This window comes from Luteibacter aegosomatis (assembly GCF_023078455.1).
GTDB classification, from domain to species: domain Bacteria; phylum Pseudomonadota; class Gammaproteobacteria; order Xanthomonadales; family Rhodanobacteraceae; genus Luteibacter; species Luteibacter aegosomatis.
This window is the reverse complement of sequence record NZ_CP095740.1, coordinates 2069231-2086706: the sequence shown is the minus strand read 5'-3', so window position 1 is coordinate 2086706 and position 17476 is coordinate 2069231. Positions and strand designations below refer to the sequence as shown.

Sequence of the window (17476 nt, the reverse complement as noted above, 5' to 3'; positions counted from 1 at the left end):
GGCTGTGGAACGCGAACTTGCCCTTTTTCGGAAGGACCAGGTTTTCTCCACAAGCGGCTGAAGGCCTTGCCCCGCCAGTTGCCGACACCGTTGACGCCATCGACCTTCACCTTCGTAAACAACCACGTCTTCCCCGATGCTCTTGAGACTTTTTGAGGAACTGTTTTCCGAGAACTGCGATGAGGTCGGAAGGCACCCACTGACGGCAATGCCAGATGCGGTGGGCGAACGGTGTAGGTAATGGGGAAGTCGCATCGGGGTCTCGTAACCCGATTTGTGATCCGCGACCTTGTTCCCGGCCAGCGGTCAAAACCCTTGGAGGAACTGGGTTTTCAGGCGACTGGCGGAGAGAGTGGGATTCGAACCCACGGTAGGCTTGCACCTACGGCAGTTTTCAAGACTGCTGCCTTAAACCACTCGGCCATCTCTCCGTTTTTGCACATACCGGCCATTGCGGCTCGGCAGGGTCTTATTCGGAACGCGCCGGGCCACCCCTACCCCGGCGCGCCGATTGTACCTGAACAGCTCAGGCGATGGCTTCGAGCCCCGCCATATACGGCCGGAGCACCTCGGGCACCTCGATGCTCCCGTCGGCCTGCTGGAAGTTCTCCATCACGGCTACCAGGGTGCGGCCCACGGCCAAGCCGGAGCCGTTGAGGGTGTGCAGGAGTTCCGGCTTGCCGGTGGCCGGGTTGCGCCAGCGGGCCTGCATGCGGCGGGCCTGGAAGTCGGTGCAGTTGGAGCAGCTGCTGATCTCGCGGTAGGTGTTCTGGCTGGGCAGCCATACCTCGAGGTCGTAGGTCTTGGCGGCGGCGAAGCCCATGTCGCCGGTGCAGAGCATCACCTTGCGGTACGGCAGCTTCAGCGCCTGGAGTACGGCTTCGGCGTGGCCGACCATTTCCTCCAACTGCTGCATGCTGGTGTCCGGGGTGGCGATCTGCACCATTTCCACCTTCTCGAACTGGTGCTGGCGGATCATGCCGCGGGTGTCGCGGCCGTAGCTGCCGGCCTCGGCGCGGAAGCACATGCTGTGCGCCACGAGGCGCATCGGCATGTCGTCGGCTTCGACGATGGTGTCGCTCACGAGGTTGGTGAGCGATACCTCGGAGGTGGGAATCAGGTAGCGGTCGGCGTCGCCGACCTTGGTGCGGAAGAGGTCTTCCTCGAACTTGGGCAATTGGCTCGTACCCCGCATGGCTTCAGGGTTCACGATGAGCGGCACGTTGTGTTCGAGGTAGCCGTGCTTGGTGGTGTGCAGGTCGAGCATGAACTGCGCGAGCGCGCGGTGCAGGTGCGCGAGCTGGCCGCGCAGCACGGTGAAGCGGGCGCCGCTGAGCTTGGCGCCGGCGTCGGCGTCGAGCCAGCCGTGGCGGGCGCCGAGGTCCACGTGGTCTTTCACGGGGAAGTCGAACGGACGGGCGTGGCCCCAGCGGAGGATCTCGACGTTTTCGGTCTCGTCCTTGCCGATGCTGACCTCGGCATCCGGGATGTTGGGGATGTGCAGGGCGATGTCGGCCAGCTTGGCCTGCACCTCGGCCAGGGCGTGTTCGTTGGCCTTGAGCTTGTCGCCGATGCCGGCCACCTCCGCCATGAGCGGCGCCACGTCTTCGCCCTTGGCCTTGGCCTGGCCGATGGCCTTGGAACGCGTGTTACGGAGGTTCTGCAGCTCCTGCGTCTCGGTGGAGAGCGCCTTGCGCTCGGATTCGAGGCGCTCGATCGTGGCGACGTCGAGTTCGAAGTTCCGGGCGACGCGGAGGCGCTCGGCTGTTTCGGCGAGGCGGCCGCGCAGGAGGGCTGGGTCCAGCATGGTGTGAGGCTTCCGTTGGGTTTGACCGGGGATTATCGCAAATTCGGGGGGTTGGGCTAGGTCGGGTGGGTGTCCGCTTTCGGTGAGTCACGAGGGAACAAGCGAACCCTTTCGCCAACCAAAATGAGTCTTTTCTCATCTATCTAGCCGCAGGGCCATGTTTGGCCGAATCGAATCCCAAGATGCGTCACCAGATAACGTTACGGAAGAATAAACGTAAAGACACATTGACTTAGACCGGGCCAACGGACGCCGTTCGACACGCCTCCACCGATGCTCGCGACCCGGCACAATTGCCAACATTAGATTGGCATGCAACCTGTATATGGGCGCACGCCCTCAGGGGGAGCCAGGTTCGCCGCATGAAAGCCGTACATACGTTCGGCTCCAAGGAGTAATCATTGAAGTTCAGATTCTTGATGTGTTTTGCCCTTCTAATGGGAGGCGCCGCTACCGCCAAGGCGCAGGGGCACTTAACGGCCTCGTTGATTCAGGCCGATACAGGGAAGCCGACCAAGCTCACCCTGACCCTGACCAACGAGGGCGACGCTCCCATGGCCTTCGAGGAATACACCACGCCGTTGGTGCTGCTGGATGACGTCCATACCTCGTACAAACAATTCGATGTGGAGGCCCTGGATGCACCGCACGAGCAGGCTGGCTACCGGGGGTATTTCGTCCACACGCTCGGGCATCCTGAAGATAAATACGTGACGTTCCAACCCGGCGAATCGCGGGTTGCTACCTATGACCTTCGTCCGGATTACGAGCTGGAGCCCGGCAAGAGTTACAAGGTGACATTCCGTATGTCCGTTGGACAGGCTCCTGAGGACAGGCAGGGACTGGCGATTCCTACCAAGCTCAGAATTCCGCCGCGTCTTGAGGTGGTGAGTAACACGATCGTCGTTACCGCGAGCACGGTAGAGGGAAAGGCTGAGGCCAAAGCTTCCACAAAGGCCATCACCGACCCGGCCAAACTGGACAAACTCGACTACGCCACCTATTACGGCTACTCCTGGATGGCTAATAGCGCTTGGGTTGAATACAGCCATGGTTTGCCGCCTTTTCCGGATCCCGACGCCGTATCCATCCACTCTCCCGCGTACAAGAAGTGGTTCGGCACCTACGCTGACGGCGACGAGAACGACAAGAAAGTGACGGGTACGCTTCGCGCCATCGCCCATAGGCTCAACCAGGGCATTCATGGCACGCCATCGCACAAGATCCGTTGGGTAGAAGATTGTCCGCCGGGCTCGGATGACACCGTGGCGATCGCGCATACGGGCTCGGTCAAAGAATCTGGGGTATACGAGATAGCGATTTGCCCTGCGTTTTGGTCACTTCCTGCGAAGCCGACCGAAAGCAACCGCACAGCGGATACCCAGGCCGCGGTCATGGTCCATGAGATATCACATTTCGCCGACCTGCCTTCCGATCAATTGGGTTGGACCGGACTTACGTTCGACTGGACAGGCTATGCGTACAGTCGGTCGGCGTGCGAGCGTCTTGTCCATGATGACCGCGCGAAAGCGGTAATGAGCGCGTCCAATTTTGAGTACTTCATTCAGGACGTGCAGAAGTCCTTCCTTGGTCGAGGGCTTCAGTAGGCGGTTAGGGAGCGACAGCGGAGGCCTGTCAGGTCTCCGCTTTTGGGCTTATCGAAAGGGGCTTTGCTCGATTTGATTTCCGCACCGAGCTTGCGCCGGCGCCGAGGGCATGGACATGTCGCACGAACGGAGCGTGTCGCCGTAGGCACCGGCCTGCGCCGGTGCGACGGGGATTGGGGCGTGGTCGGTTTTCTGGGGGATTGGGGCTCTGGGCACCTGCGTGCGCAGGTGCGACGGGTGGTTATTCCGCGCCTATGCGGGTGGTTTCGGGTGGGAGGACGGCCAGTTCGCGCCAGTCGAGTTGTTCGAGCAGGAAGTTGTAGTCGTCGTCGGTGAGCTGGAATTGCTGGCGGCTGCGTTCGAGGGCCTCGCGCTGCGCGGCCAGGGCCGCGAGGGCCAGGGTGCGGTGGCGTTCGAGGGCGGTCGTGGATTCGCCGAGGGCGTCGAGTTCCATGCGGTAGGTGGCGTCGAGGCGGCTGCGCTCGTCGCCGGTTTCGTTGGCGAGGCGGTCGATGGCGGCTTGCACGAGGCCACGGCGCACGGCGATGAGTTCGCGTTCGGTGATGGCGCGCTGGTCGAGGCCGAGCAGGCGGATCATCGGCGTGAGGGTGAGGCCTTGCACCACCAGCGTGGCGATCACCACGGCGAAGGCGGTGAGCACCACCACGTCGCGCTGGGGAAAGTCTTCCGGGAGGATGAAGGCGGTGGCGAGCGTCACCAGGCCGCGCATGCCGCACCAGCCGGCCAGGAGGGCCTGCCGCCACGGCGCGGGCGGTTCCAGGCCGCGGAGGCGGCGGTACCAGGCCACGGTGCGGTTGAAGCCGATCATCATCACGATGCGCGTGACGATGACGATGGCCGACACGATGCCCGCGAAGGCCAGCGCCTCGCGCAGATGATCGCCGCTCATGCCGCCCACGATGCGTCGCGCCTGCAGGCCCATCATCAGGAAGGCCAGCACGTTGAGCACGAACACCACGATGCTCCACACCGCGTACGACTGCACGCGCAGGCGCGGCGACGACGGCGCGCTGTTGCGCGTGGCGATGGTCATCGCCAGCGCCACCACGGCGAGTACCGGGGAAAGGTGCAGGTGCTCGGCGACGATCCACACGAGGAACGTCATGATGAACTGCATGAGGTTGGAGTCGAGCGCGCCGCAGATGGCGCGGGTCATCGGCGGGAACACCATGCCCACCACCATGCCGAAGAGCACGCCCCCGGGAGCGGCGAGCGCGAAGCCACCGAGCTGGCCCAGGGTGAGGCCGCCGGCGGTCTGCGCCGTGAGCGCGGCGCCGAACAGCAGCAGCGCGGCGGCGTCGTTGAACAAGCTCTCGCCACGCAGGATCGCGTCGGTGGCGCGCGGGATCGACATGCTGGAGAGGATGGCCGTGGCGGCCGCGGCATCCGGCGGGGCGACGATGGCACCCAGTACCAGGGCGGCGGCGAACGGCAGGCCCGCGTAGGCCCAGCCGACCCATCCCACGAGCAGGGCCGTCACGATCACGCCACCCACGGCATAGGCCACGAGCGGAATCCAGAAACGCTTGACGGTACTCACCGGGAAATCGAAAGCGGCGTCCATCAGCGCGGGGGCGATGAACAGCGGCAGGGCCGTGCGCGGGTCGATGGGAAAATCGGGCGTGCCGGGAAGCAAGGCCATGCCCGCGCCTGCGAGGGCGAGCATGGAGGGATACGGAAGTGAGAGGCGTCGCGCTACCTGCAGCAGCACGACGGCTGCCAGCAGCAGGAGCAGCAGGCTTTCGAATAAGGTCATGGTGGTGGCCTTGGTTTGGTGTCCCCGCCTTGCAGGCTAACGCGTGGGCGAGTGGGGGCTCAAGAACGTTAGGCGTTTCGTCAACGTGCTCATACCCTCACGGCGCTCGTGCGTAGGCAGGAGCCTAGCGCCGTGCGGCCGGTTTCCGCCGATGAGGTGATGCGCGTGCTTTGGCGATGGGAGCGTGTCGCTTGCTCGGACGTGAGACGCTGGGTTCCTGCTTTCGCAGGAACGACGTGAGGGAGGTAGTGTGCGGCTCGGCGTTGCCGTGGTGGCAACTGCTCTACGTCGGCTGGCGCGTCAGGTTACGTGTGTCGCTCGCTCGGACGCGAGGCGCTGGGTTTCCGCTTTCGCAGGAACGACGTGAGGGGACACAGGGCTTCCGGCAATCCGACGTACGTTGACGGGATTCTGGGTCAGGTCGCGTTGCGTTTGCGCGATAGCCACCACCCCATCGCCGCGCCGGCCAATATCCAACCGAAGCCCTGCTCCACCAGATAGCCGAAGGTGAAGGCCGTGGGGAAGCGGTACCAGTTCCAGAACGGCACGCTGAGCGATAGCCAGGAGAACACGCCGAACATCAGGCCCAGCATCACGCCTTTCGTCACGCCGACGCCGGCGCGGATCATCACCAGGGCCAGCAACAAAGCTGCGAGGGTGTCGGAGATCCATTGGCCGAGCAGTTGCGGCCCCATCGCCAAGGCGTCGCGGCCTTCGGGGGCGTAGACGATGTAGGCGTAGGGATGGGATCGGGTTTTCGCGGAGAAGGCGTCGAGGGCGGCCTTGTCGGCATGCATCGCGGTGTCGAAGTGCGGGAGCACGTAGATGCCGTGTTCGGCGGGCAGGCCGTCGCGCAAGGCGGCGATCACCTGGTCTTCGTTCTTGGGGGCTCGCATGGAGAGTTCGCCCAGTGGGAGCACCATGTGGGCGACGGCGCCCCAGAGGAACATGACGAGACCGCCGATGAGGGTGGCGATGGCGATGCGCATGGGCGTCTCCCGGTGGGGCTCGAGGACAGCGTACGGCGGCGGCGGGGCGTGGAGTATCTGCCTTTCGGCAGGGTGGAAGCAGGTGCTTCGTCAGGGTTCGCCGATACGATCGGCTCCCACCCCTTTGGTAGGCAGGTCACGGAGACTTTGCTAGCGAACGGGCTCTCCATCCCTGTACGGCGGTGGGTGGTTGGGGAATGGGCGGCTTCGTCAGGATTCGCCGATACGATCGGCTCCCACCCCTTTGGTAGGCAGGTCACGGAGACTTTGCTAGCGAACGGGCTCTCCATCCCTGTACGGCGGTGGGTGGTTGGGGAATGGGCGGCTTCGTCAGGGTTCGCCGATACGATCGGCTCCCACCCCTTTGGTAGGCAGATCACGGAGACTTTGCTAGCGAACGGGCTCTCCATCCCTGTACGGCGGTGGGTGGTTGGGGAATGGGCGGCTTCGTCAGGATTCGCCGATACGATCGGCTCCCACCCCTTTGGTAGGCAGGTCACGGAGACTTGTTACCGAACGGGCTCTCCACCCCTTCGGAGCTGCCAAGACCCTGCTACCGAAGGGGTGGGAGCCGATCGTATCGGCGAACCCCGGTCGCCTCAGTCGTTTTCGCGAGCGGCGGCGCGCGCCGCACGAAGCGCCGTGAGCTTTTCACGCAGCTTCAGTTCCAACCCGCGATCCACGGGGTCGTAGAACACCGTGCCCACCAGTTCGTCGGGCAGGCATTGCTGGTCGAGGGCGACGCCGCCTTCCACGTCGTGGTCGTACTGGTAGCCGCTGCCGTAGCCCAGGCCCTTCATGAGCTTGGTGGGCGCGTTGCGCAGGTGCATGGGCACGTCGAGGCTGCCCATCCGCTTCACCACTTCGCGGGCCTTGTTATAGGCCATGTACGCGGCATTGCTCTTGGGCGACACCGCCAGCCAGATGGCGAGCTGGGCGAGGCCGAGTTCGCCTTCGGGGCTGCCGAGCCGCTCGTAGGTGTCCCACGCGTCCAGGGCCATGCGCCAGGCGCGCGGCTCGGCGAGGCCCACGTCTTCCACCGCCATGCGCGTGAGTCGCCGCGCCAGGTAAAGCGGATCGCAACCGCCGTCGAGCATGCGCGTGAGCCAGTACACGGCGGCGTCGGGGTCGGACGAGCGCACGGATTTATGCAGTGCCGAGATCTGGTCGTAGAACTGCTCGCCGCTCTTGTCGAAACGGCGCGTGCGGTCGGCCAGCACCTGCTCGAGCGTGGCGTCGTCGATGCGGCCGCCTTCGGCGAGTTCGGCGGCGATTTCCAGCAGCGTGAGCGCGCGGCGCACGTCGCCGTCGGCGGCCGAGGCGATGAGCTTGAGCGTGGCGTCGTCCACGTCGAGGCCGAGCTCGCCGAGACCGCGTTCGCTGTCGGACAAGGCGCGGCGAAGCGCGCTCACGATGTCGTCGGCGCTCACCGCGTCCAGCACGTGCACGCGGCAGCGCGAGAGCAACGCGGAGTTGAGCTCGAACGAGGGATTCTCGGTGGTGGCGCCCACGAAGATGATCACGCCGCGTTCGATGTACGGCAGGAAGGCATCCTGCTGCGCCTTGTTGAAGCGGTGCACCTCGTCCACGAACAGCACGGTGCGGCGACCCTGCGCGAAGTTGCCTTCGGCTTCGGCCAGCGCCTTGCGCACGTCGGGCAGGCCGCTCATCACGGCGGAGATCGCGCGGAAGTCGGCGTCGGCGTAGCGCGCCACCAGGAGGGCCAGCGTGGTCTTGCCGCAACCGGGCGGGCCCCAGAGGATCGTCGAATGCACCCTGCCCGCTTCCAGCGCGCGGCGCAGCGGCTTGCCCTCACCCGCCACGCGCTGCTGGCCCACGATCTCGTCGAGGGATCGCGGGCGCATGCGTTCGGCCAGGGGCTTGAGCGCTTCGGGTTCGGCGAACAGGCCGGGAGACTGGGAAAACATGGGAATCACTGCATTCGGCGAACGCCCATTATCGCGCGTTCGCCGTGCATGGCGCCTCAATGCCCCCTAGGGGCCCTTTTTGCGCAGCAGGCTCGTGGCCATGCCGATCACCACGGCGGCGCCGAGCAGCAGTACCACCCACAGCAGCGGCCGGGTCCAGTCGAAGGATGCCGCGGGCGCATCCACGGCCTCGCGGCCGGCCCGTTCCTCGCCGGGGCCGACGACGGCCGGGGCCGGGCGCCAGCCGCTGCCGTTGGCCTTGCGCAGGGCGGCGATGGCGTCATCGATGGGCCAGTTCGGCCGGCGGGCCATGCGACTGCCGACCAGCAGTCGGTAAGGCGGCTTGCCTTCGGGCAGGAAGACGAAGCGGTCGGGGCGCCAGCCCACGCTCAGCGTCGGTGCCCCACGCAGGGGCGTGGAGGTGTGCACGCGAAGGTGTCCGCGGCGGCCCGGAGGCACCTCCAGCGCGTACTGCGCGCCCTGGCCCGGCGTCACCACGATGGTACCCAGCGATTCACCGGTCATCGGGCCGGCCACCGCGGCCACGTCGAGGCGGGCCACGTTGTCGCCGGCGCCGAGCGTGGCGCGCACGCGGCTCAGCGGCAGCGCGGCGGGAAGCTCGTAGTCGTAGTCGGTGCCCTGCCCGCTGGCCTTTTCGCCGGTGGCGGCCACGTCGAGCCAGCGCATGCCGGCCTCGTCTTTCGTCGAGGCATCCACCACGGTGCCGGACAACGTCACCGCCGCGCCGCCGTTCGCATCCCATGGCGCGTCGCCCTGGGTCACGCGCACACGGTAATAACGCCATGGCGCGGCGGCGAGTTTCACCACGCGTGCGTCCACCGCGCCGTCGCCCTGCCCCAGGGTCACGATGGAGACGCCGCGCGCGAGGGGGGTCCAGTCCTGGAGATTGGCGCTGCCGTCGATGTCCACGGCGAGGCTGGCGTCGTGACCGGGCGGCGGGAACGCCAGGCGCTCGGCGGCGACGGGCGAGCGTGCGTCGAACAGCCATTCGCGTGGCGTGCCGGACACCGCCGCGGCGCCGGGCTCGATCACGATGTCGCCGTTGGTGCTGCGCTGGATGCGCGGCCCGCCCATGCCTTCGGCCACCGGCGGCACCGCGCGCAACGGTACGTCGACGGTGAGCGGATGGGAGGTGGGCATCGACGACGTATAGGGACCCATCGCCACGGGCTGGCCGTTGGCATCCTCCACGATCACGTCGACGAGGCCGCCGTCGAGCCTGGCCCAGCCGTAGGCATCCTGCGGAAGCTCCACGAGGTAGGCGCTGGCGCCGGGCGGCACGGACAGCGGGTAGGCGTAGGCAAACGTCGGCGCCGGGTCGGCCTGAGCCGTGAGGGCGACGGCACCCAGCAGGAGGGAAACGAAACGCCACTCACGATGCATGGGGCGACTCCGATGGCTGCCGCGGCGGGGCCGGGGCGAGGTAACCGACGAGGGTGCACAGCAAGCCGTAGGCCATGAACGAACCGATACCGAACAGGTTGCCCAGGTGGCCGCGGTCGACGAGCAGCAGCTTCGCGAGCACGAGGGCCATGATGCAGGCACCGGCGAGCCAGAGCATGCGCAGGCCGCGCCGGGAACCCACCACCCAGGCGAGCACGCCGATGGCGCTCCACACCACCGTGAGCGAGAGCTGCGCGAGGCTCGATGCCATCAGGCCGGGGCCCCAGGGCACGCCGCCCAGGTGATGCACGGAGCGCAGGGTGGCGCTGGTCGCCACCGCGAACACGCAGACGGCGAACACCACCGGGCGCGCGACACGGATGTCGGCGGGCACCGCGGCGTCGGAAAGCGCGCGGAACACCAGCACCACCACGGCGAGCAGCAGCAGGTCGATCGGATTGAGCACGGGCACGAACGGCAACGGACGCGGGCTTGCCGCCGTGCCCAGCAGGGCGATGCCGATGACGACCGTACCGGCGAGCAAGAGGGTGCCCAGGGCGAGGCGAAGCGTTTTCGCCGGTGCCGGCACGGGCGATACGAGCGGGCGCGGCCACCACAGGCTGGCGGCCGTCAGCAGCAGGGTCGGCGCGACGAACAGCGCGGTGATCCACGCCGCGCCCACCGACGGCACGCCCGCGCCGAAGGCGACGTCGGTGGCCACGGCCGCCAGGGCGAGCCAGCGCGCCCACCAGAGCACGTTCGCGATCAGCACGGAAACGGGGTGCGGCACAATCGCACGCATCGCGAACCAGCCCGCGATGCCCGTGGCGACCACGGCCAGCAGCGGATACCCAGCGAGTGGCTGCGTGTTCCGCGAGTCGGCCACCTGAAGCACCACGATGCCGAGCAGGAACAGGGCGGGCACGATGAAGGCCAGGATCGCGCCGAGATCGAGCTTGCGCGCGCGGCGGCCGGCTTCGGCCACGGGCCACGCCGTGACGCCGATCAGGGCGATCCATGCCGCGATGGCGGCGGCGCCGTCAGCGTGGATGTCGATCTCGCGACCCACGCCGATGCCCCACCAGGCCAGCGCCCACAACGCCAGACCCACGCGGGCGAGGCTCGACATGCCTTGCGAGCGGCCATGGTGGTCGAACTGCCATGCGCCGACGGCGGCGCCCGCCACGATCAATACGGCGCCGAGGAAATGGCCGTTGATGAGCGGCCAGGCATCGTGCTGGTTGTCGAACATCACGGCCATCGACCAAGCGGCGGCGGCCACCACCTGCAACAGCACGCCGGTCCAGCGTGGCAACGGACGCGACTGGCGGAAACCGAGCCAGATGAGCCCCGCGCCTTCCAGGGCGAACACCGCGGCGGTGGCGCTCGCGCTCAGCGCCAACGGCACGGCCACCGTCGCGAACGCGACGGCGAGCACGGCCCAGGTGTCGCGCAACAGGCGCATGTCGTCGCGATGCCGGACGGCGAACGCGATGCCTACATAGAGGGCCGCGGCGACGATGGCGGAGATCGCCAGCGGCATCGGTTGCCAGTCGAGCAAGGCCGCTTGCAGGATGAGGCAGGCGATGGGATTGCCGAACATCAGGCAGCCGTCGAGGATCGCCTTGCGCTGGTCGGGCGAGCGCAGCACGTGCAGCCAGGGCACGGCGAGATAGAGCAGGAAATGCAGCACGAGGAAGGGCTCGGTGCTGGCGAACAACCCGGGCGAATAGCGCAGCACGCCCCATGCGGTGCCCACGCCGAAGGTGGCGACGAAGCCGAGCACGTTGAGCACGCGCCAGGCCTTCTTCCACGCGATGCCGAGGATGCCGAGGTTGAGCACGGCGTAGTAGGTGAACAAGACCACGTGGCTGCCCTGCCCGCTCGACGCGATGATCGGCGCGGCGAAACCGGCCACCAGGCCGAGCACGGCCAACGCGAGCGCGTCCTGCAGCACGGCGAGCACGCCGAGGCCGCCCACGAAGATCACCAGCAGCACGAACGCGGGTAGCGAATCGATGAGCGCGTACAGGCGATAGGCGGCGAACACCGTCATCACCAGCACGCCGATGGAACCGCCCTGCAGCGAGAGGGCGAAGGCACGGCGCTTGTCGCGCTGGATCCAGCCGAAGGCGACGCCGGCGATGGCGAGCAAGGCCACGAGCATGAGGCGCACGGGAAGGGGGATGCGCAGCAGGCCGGCGTCGGTGGCGTATTTGAGGAAGGCGGCCACGCCGGCGAACAGCACCAGCATGCCGACCTTGACCGGCACGTTGCCTTCGGTGAACCAGCGTTTGATCGCCGTGGCGATGCGATCGCCGACGCTGGGGCCGGCCGGTACGGACGGCTCGGGTGCCGGAGGAGGGGCGTAGGCGGCTAAGGGCTCGGCGACCGGCATCGGTGGGGGGACGATGGGCCGAGGTGCGGGCGCCGGGTTGTCGGGCCAGGCAACCGGCGTGACGGGCTGCTCGTCGAGTCGCTCCTGGATCGGCGCGGGTGCCGGTTTTTCACCGAGGCGGCGCAGGGCTTCGTCGAGATCGTTGCGCAGCAGCGAGGTGCGCGCCCAAAGCACGCCGATGGCAAATCCGGCCACACCCCCTGCAACACCCTGCCCCACGAAGGCGCCGACGATCGCGCCGATGATTCCGAAGAGAACGTACATGCCTTTGTCCCTCGACCACGTCCGATGTCGGGCGCAGTCTGGCATGAAATCGCTTCGTAGCTATCGCCGATACGATCGGCTCCCACCCCTTCGGTAGCAAGGCTTCTACGGAGGGGTGGGAGCCGATCGCATCGGCGATAGCCAACGAAGCAATGACGCCGGGCCTTCCGCTCCGCACGATTCCTGGACGGAGCACCGCAGGACGCTCCTACCGGAGGGGTGGGAGCCGATCGCATCGGCGAAAGCCAACGAAGCGGCGACGCCGCGCCTTCAGCTCCGCACGATTCCTGGACGGAGCACCGCAGGACGCTCCTACCGGAGGGGTGGGAGCCGATCGCATCGGCGAAAGCCAACGAAGCAATGACGCCGGGCCTTCCGCTCCGCACGATTCCTGGACGGAGCACCGCAGGACGCTCCTACCGGAGGGGTGGGAGCCGATCGCATCGGCGAAAGCCAACGAAGCAATGACGCCGGGCCTTCCGCTCCGCACGATTCCTGGACGGAGCACCGCAGGACGCTCCTACCGGAGGGGTGGGAGCCGATCGCATCGGCGAAAGCCAACGAAGCGGCGACGCCGCGCCTTCCGCTCCGCACGATTCCTGGACGGAGCACCGCAGGACGCTCCTACCGGAGGGGTGGGAGCCGATCGCATCGGCGAACCGACGAAGCAGTGATGCCAGGGCTTCAGCTTGAGCGATTCAATGCACCGGCTGGGTCTGGAGTACCGGCTGGTCGCCGATCACGTCGGTGCCCTGGGGTGGCACGAAGTTGAAGGTGTCGGCCGGCACGGGGGCGTTCTTCTGCCAACCGGCGAACTGGATGGTGGTGGTGTTGCCGAGCTGATCCTTGAACACCATGCGCGCGAGGCCCGACGCGTCGAAGCCGAGGTCCGCGTAGTCGAATTGCGGGTCCTTGCTGGTCGACTTCAGGCGCAGCCACTGCAGGCCGTCGTGCTCGCCCTGCTCGGTGACCTTGAAATCGCGGTCCATCAGGGAAAGATCGGTGAGCACCGTGAGCGGGCTCTGCGCCTCTTCGCTGCTCTGCTTGCGCACCGTCACCTGTTCCAGGTCGGGGTCGTACAGCCACACGCGGCTGCCGTCGGCCACGATGGTCTGCTTGTACGGCGCCGTGGTCTCCCAGCGGAACTGGCGCGGCGCCTGCAGCGCCAGCGTGCCCGTGCTCGACTTGCCCGGATCGCCGTTGGCGTTGGACAGCGTCTGGCTGAATCGCCCCGTGATCGAGTGCAGGCCCTTGGCGAAGGCATCGAGGCGCTCGCGCGCCGGGCCGGCGGCGAAGGCCGGAAGGCAGGTCAGGAGCAGCGTCGCGGCGAGCAGCAGGCGTTTCATGGGCGGTTTTCCGTGGAGGGCGGCGCGGATTGTCAGCGATCGGTCTCGAACAAGGACTTAAGCATGTCGATGGCCTCGCCGGGGCTGATCTCGCCCGCCTGCATGCGGTCGCTGATCTCGGCGATGGCCTTGCCGTCGCGGTGCCAGAACGGCGCCTCGCGGGTGGCGACGTGCGCGGGACGGGCTTCCTGGCCCAGCACCACGATCTCGGCGATCTCGGGCTGTTCGGCGAAGATCACCTCCAGCGCGTCGTCGACCTCGGCGGTATGCCCGGCGGGATACTCGCGAAGCACGGTGCACTGGCGGCCGTCGTCGGCGCGCAGCTCGAGACCCGGAATGGCCGGGTTCAACTCGAACACGCTCTCGATCTCGTCGAGCACTTCGGGGGTGGGTGCGAACTCGCCGGTGACGAGCAGGCTCCAGGGACGCTGGCGAAGCGCTCCCGGCGTGATGGCGTTCATGGGATCAGTCCTTCGGGGGCGGCGGCGCGAGCACTTCGCGGTTGCCGTTGTGCTGCGGCGCGCTGACGATGCCGTCCTGCTCCATCTGTTCGACGAGGCGGGCGGCGCGGTTGTAGCCGATGCGCAGGTGGCGCTGCACGCCGGAAATGGACGCGCGTCGCGTTTCGGTGACCACGCGCACGGCGCGATCGTAGAGCGCGTTGTCGCTGTCGCCATCGCCGTCGGCATCCTGCGGCAGGCCGGAGTCGCTGATGATCTTGCCGTCGGCGGTGGACTGCACTTCCTCGAGCACGCCCTCGATGTAGTTGGGCGAACCCTGCGCGCGCAGCCACTCCACCACGTTGTGCACCTCGTGGTCGTCCACGAAGGCGCCATGCACGCGCTCCGGCGTGGCCGTGCCCGGCGGCAGGTAGAGCATGTCGCCGTGGCCCAGCAGGGCCTCGGCGCCGGACTGGTCCAGGATCGTGCGCGAGTCGATCTTGGACGACACCTGGAACGCGATGCGCGTGGGGATGTTGGCCTTGATGAGGCCGGTGATGACATCCACCGAGGGGCGCTGCGTGGCGAGGATGAGGTGCACGCCGGCGGCGCGCGCCTTCTGCGCGAGGCGGGCGATGAGCTCTTCCACCTTCTTGCCGACGATCATCATCATGTCGGCGAATTCGTCGATGATGATGACGATGTGCGGCAGCGGCTCGAGCGGTTCGGCCTGCATGCCCGGCATGTCGGGGTTGGGACGGAACAGCGGATCGAGCAGCGGCTGGCCCGCGCTTTCCGCCTCCTTCACCTTCTTGTTGAAGCCCCCGAGGTTGCGCACGCCCACCGCGGCCATGAGCTTGTAGCGCCGCTCCATCTCGGCCACGCACCAGCGCAACGCGTTGGCGGCTTCCTTCATGTCGGTGACGACCGGCGCGAGCAGGTGCGGGATGCCCTCGTAGACCGAGAGTTCCAGCATCTTCGGGTCGATCATGATCATGCGCACGTCTTTCGCGCTGCTCTTGTAGAGCAGGCTCAGCACCATGGCGTTCACCGCCACGGACTTGCCCGAGCCGGTGGTGCCGGCCACGAGCAGGTGCGGCATCTTCGCCAGGTCGGCCACCACGGCCTTGCCGCCGATGTCCTTGCCCAGGGCCAACGCCAGGGGCGACTTCACCTGGTCGTAGCGCTCCGAACGCAGGATCTCGGAGAGGTAGACGATCTGCTTCTTGGTGTTGGGGATTTCCAGGCCGATGACGTTCTTGCCCGGAATGACGTCGACCACGCGCACGCTCACCACGGAGAGGCCGCGGGCGATGTCCTTGTCGAGGCTGGAGACCTGGCTGCCGCGCACGCCGGCGGCGGGTTCGAGCTCGAAACGGGTGATGACCGGCCCGGGGTACACGCCCATCACGCGGGCTTCCACGCGGAAGTCGCGCAGCTTGAGCTCCACCTGGCGGGAAAGCACCTCGAGGGTCTCTTCCGAATAGCCCGGGCCCTGCGGCGGGGCTTCGTCGAGCAGCGACAGCGGCGGCAGTTCGCCGTCCATCGACGCGCCGGTGAACAGCGGAATCTGGTTTTCGCGGGTGGCGCGTTCGCTCTTGGCCACCACGGAGGCGACCGGCGTCTCGATGCGCACCGGCTCACGCCTGGCCTGCTTCACGGCCTCGGCCTTCTTCACCACCTCGCGCTCGGCGCGGGCGGTGCGCGCGGCCATCACCTCGGGCGCCTGCCGTACCTTGCCGCCGAACCAGCCGCCGATGCGCACCACCAGCTCGCCGGTGGCGTCCATCAGCTTGAACCACGACAGGCCGGTGGCCAGCGTCACCGCCACCAGGCACACCGCCAGCAACAGCAAGGGCGCCCCCTTGTCTCCGAAGGCGCCGTGCAGCCCACGGCCCACCCATTTGCCGACGATGCCGCCGGGCCCTTCGGGCAGCACGGGCGAATCGACGTTCAGGTAGACCAGCGCGGGTGCGGTGATGAAGAAGAAGACGAAGCCGATCAGCCGCAACGACGGCTCCCACGGCTGCACGTCGCGCTCGCCGCGGTGGCGGATCACCCGGATGCCGAGGGCCAGCAGGAGCAGCGGAAAGCAGTACGCCACCAGGCCGAAGATGTAGCGCAGGAGGTTGGCGATGTTGGCGCCCACGGCGCCGCCGAAATTGGTGGCACGCTCGGTCACGCCCATGTGGCCCCAACTGGGGTCCTGGTCGTTGTAGCTGAGCAGGCACACCAACAGATAGAGGGCGATGGGGAGCAGCAGGAGTGCCCCGGCCTCGCGCAGCCGGCGCTTGAGCTCGTCGCTCAGTCCTTCGCGTTGGGCCTTGACCTGGGCCTTGGCCTGTTTCTTAACGACTTTCGCGCTGCGCGCCACTTACCACCGACCTCGGAATGGACTATTCGCGGCATCATGCCACGGTCGGCACCCCAAGGGTGCCTTGAATCATGCCCGCCTGTTCCCCATTCTTGCGGGCCAGATACGCGCGGGCGACGAGATGAATCCGCACGTTACGCTTTAATTAACCCAAGGATTATACATGAGCACCCCCAAGCACAGCCGCCTGCTGATCCTAGGCTCCGGTCCCGCCGGCTACACGGCGGCGGTCTACGCGGCGCGCGCCAACCTGAAGCCGACCATGGTCACCGGTCTGCAGCAGGGTGGCCAGCTGATGACCACCACCGAGGTGGACAACTGGCCGGGCGACGAAAAGGGCGTGCAGGGTCCGGAGCTCATGCGCCGCATGGCGGAACACGCCGAGCGCTTCGAGACCGAGATGGTGTTCGACCATATCCACAAGGTGGATCTCTCCAAGCGTCCGTTCACCCTCAAGGGCGACGGCGGCGAGTACACCGCCGACGCGCTCATCATCACCACCGGCGCCACGGCGAAGTACCTGGGCATCGCCTCGGAGGAGAAGTTCAAGGGCCGCGGCGTGTCCGCCTGCGCCACCTGCGACGGCTTCTTCTTCCGCGAGCAGGACGTGGTCGTGGTCGGCGGCGGCAACACGGCCGTCGAAGAAGCGCTTTATCTCTCCAACATCGCCCGCAAGGTCTACCTCGTGCACCGCCGCGACAAGCTGCGCGCCGAGAAGATCATGCAGGACAAGCTCATGGAGAAGGCCGCGGCCGGCAAGATCGAACTGGTGTGGAACCATCAGATCGACGAAGTGCTGGGCGACGACTCCGGCGTGAACGGCGTGCGCGTGAAGGACGTCAACACCGGCGCCAAGCGCGACATCGAGGTGCAGGGCTTCTTCGTGGCCATCGGCCACACGCCCAATACCGGCATCTTCGAAGGCCAGCTCGAGATGAAGGACGGCTACATCCAGATCAAGTCGGGCCTGGGCGGCATGGCCACCGCCACCTCGGTGGAAGGCGTGTTCGCGGCCGGCGACGTGGCCGACCACGTCTACCGCCAGGCGATCACCTCGGCCGGCTTCGGCTGCATGGCCGCGCTGGACGCCGAACGCTGGCTCGACCAGCAGATGCCGATCAATCCGTGATGGCCAGGCCCCG

Annotated in this window: 11 protein-coding genes and 1 tRNA gene; 2 read left to right on the top strand and 10 right to left on the bottom strand. The window is 67.1% G+C overall.

Annotation, left to right across the window (positions count from 1 at the left end; genetic code table 11):
• Positions 1 to 341: 341 nt before the first annotated feature.
• Positions 342 to 431, bottom strand: a tRNA-Ser gene (locus L2Y94_RS09580).
• A gap of 95 nt (positions 432 to 526) precedes the next feature.
• Positions 527 to 1807 (bottom strand): serine--tRNA ligase, encoded by a 1281-nt coding sequence (gene serS / locus L2Y94_RS09575; RefSeq protein ID WP_247374680.1) that lies wholly within the window; start codon positions 1805 to 1807, stop codon positions 527 to 529.
• 401 nt (positions 1808 to 2208) lie between these two features.
• On the opposite strand from serS, the gene L2Y94_RS09570 reads away from it, so the two are divergent.
• Positions 2209 to 3414 (top strand): M35 family metallo-endopeptidase, encoded by a 1206-nt coding sequence (locus tag L2Y94_RS09570; RefSeq protein WP_247374678.1) that lies wholly within the window; start codon positions 2209 to 2211, stop codon positions 3412 to 3414.
• A gap of 241 nt (positions 3415 to 3655) precedes the next feature.
• Here the strand turns inward: L2Y94_RS09570 and L2Y94_RS09565 are convergent, their stop codons facing one another.
• The 8 genes from L2Y94_RS09565 to L2Y94_RS09530 form a co-directional block, all read right to left on the bottom strand.
• Entirely contained in the window at positions 3656 to 5191 is a 1536-nt protein-coding gene (locus L2Y94_RS09565) for a cation:proton antiporter (RefSeq protein ID WP_247374676.1), read from the bottom strand.
• A 416-nt stretch (positions 5192 to 5607) separates the two neighbouring features.
• The gene (locus L2Y94_RS09560) at positions 5608 to 6180 is read right to left on the bottom strand and encodes a hypothetical protein (protein ID WP_247374675.1); all 573 of its coding nucleotides are present in this window, start codon (positions 6178 to 6180) and stop codon (positions 5608 to 5610) included.
• Between the two features lie 599 nt (positions 6181 to 6779).
• A complete protein-coding gene (locus L2Y94_RS09555) occupies positions 6780 to 8108 on the bottom strand; it encodes a replication-associated recombination protein A (protein ID WP_247374673.1) in 1329 nt (442 codons plus the stop codon).
• Positions 8109 to 8174: 66 nt separating this feature from the next.
• Positions 8175 to 9512 carry a DUF3999 family protein gene (locus tag L2Y94_RS09550; RefSeq protein ID WP_247374671.1) on the bottom strand — a complete coding sequence of 446 codons (1338 nt, stop codon included), beginning with the start codon at positions 9510 to 9512 and terminating at the stop codon, positions 8175 to 8177.
• On the bottom strand, positions 9502 to 12174 hold the full coding sequence (locus L2Y94_RS09545) for a DUF2339 domain-containing protein (RefSeq protein WP_247374670.1): 2673 nt from the start codon (positions 12172 to 12174) through the stop codon (positions 9502 to 9504). Before L2Y94_RS09545 ends, L2Y94_RS09550 begins: the two co-directional genes overlap by 11 nt.
• Positions 12175 to 12872: 698 nt before the next feature.
• On the bottom strand, positions 12873 to 13520 hold the full coding sequence (lolA, locus tag L2Y94_RS09540) for an outer membrane lipoprotein periplasmic chaperone LolA (RefSeq protein WP_247374668.1): 648 nt from the start codon (positions 13518 to 13520) through the stop codon (positions 12873 to 12875).
• 32 nt (positions 13521 to 13552) lie between these two features.
• Entirely contained in the window at positions 13553 to 13981 is a 429-nt protein-coding gene (locus tag L2Y94_RS09535) for a hypothetical protein (protein ID WP_247374667.1), read from the bottom strand.
• 4 nt (positions 13982 to 13985) lie between these two features.
• Positions 13986 to 16334: a DNA translocase FtsK gene (locus tag L2Y94_RS09530; protein ID WP_247374665.1), complete on the bottom strand. Its 2349-nt coding sequence runs from the start codon at positions 16332 to 16334 to the stop codon at positions 13986 to 13988.
• 163 nt (positions 16335 to 16497) lie between these two features.
• Here L2Y94_RS09530 and trxB point away from each other — a divergent pair, with 163 nt between their 5' ends.
• Entirely contained in the window at positions 16498 to 17463 is a 966-nt protein-coding gene (trxB, locus tag L2Y94_RS09525; RefSeq protein WP_247374663.1) for a thioredoxin-disulfide reductase, read from the top strand.
• Positions 17464 to 17476: the final 13 nt, after the last annotated feature.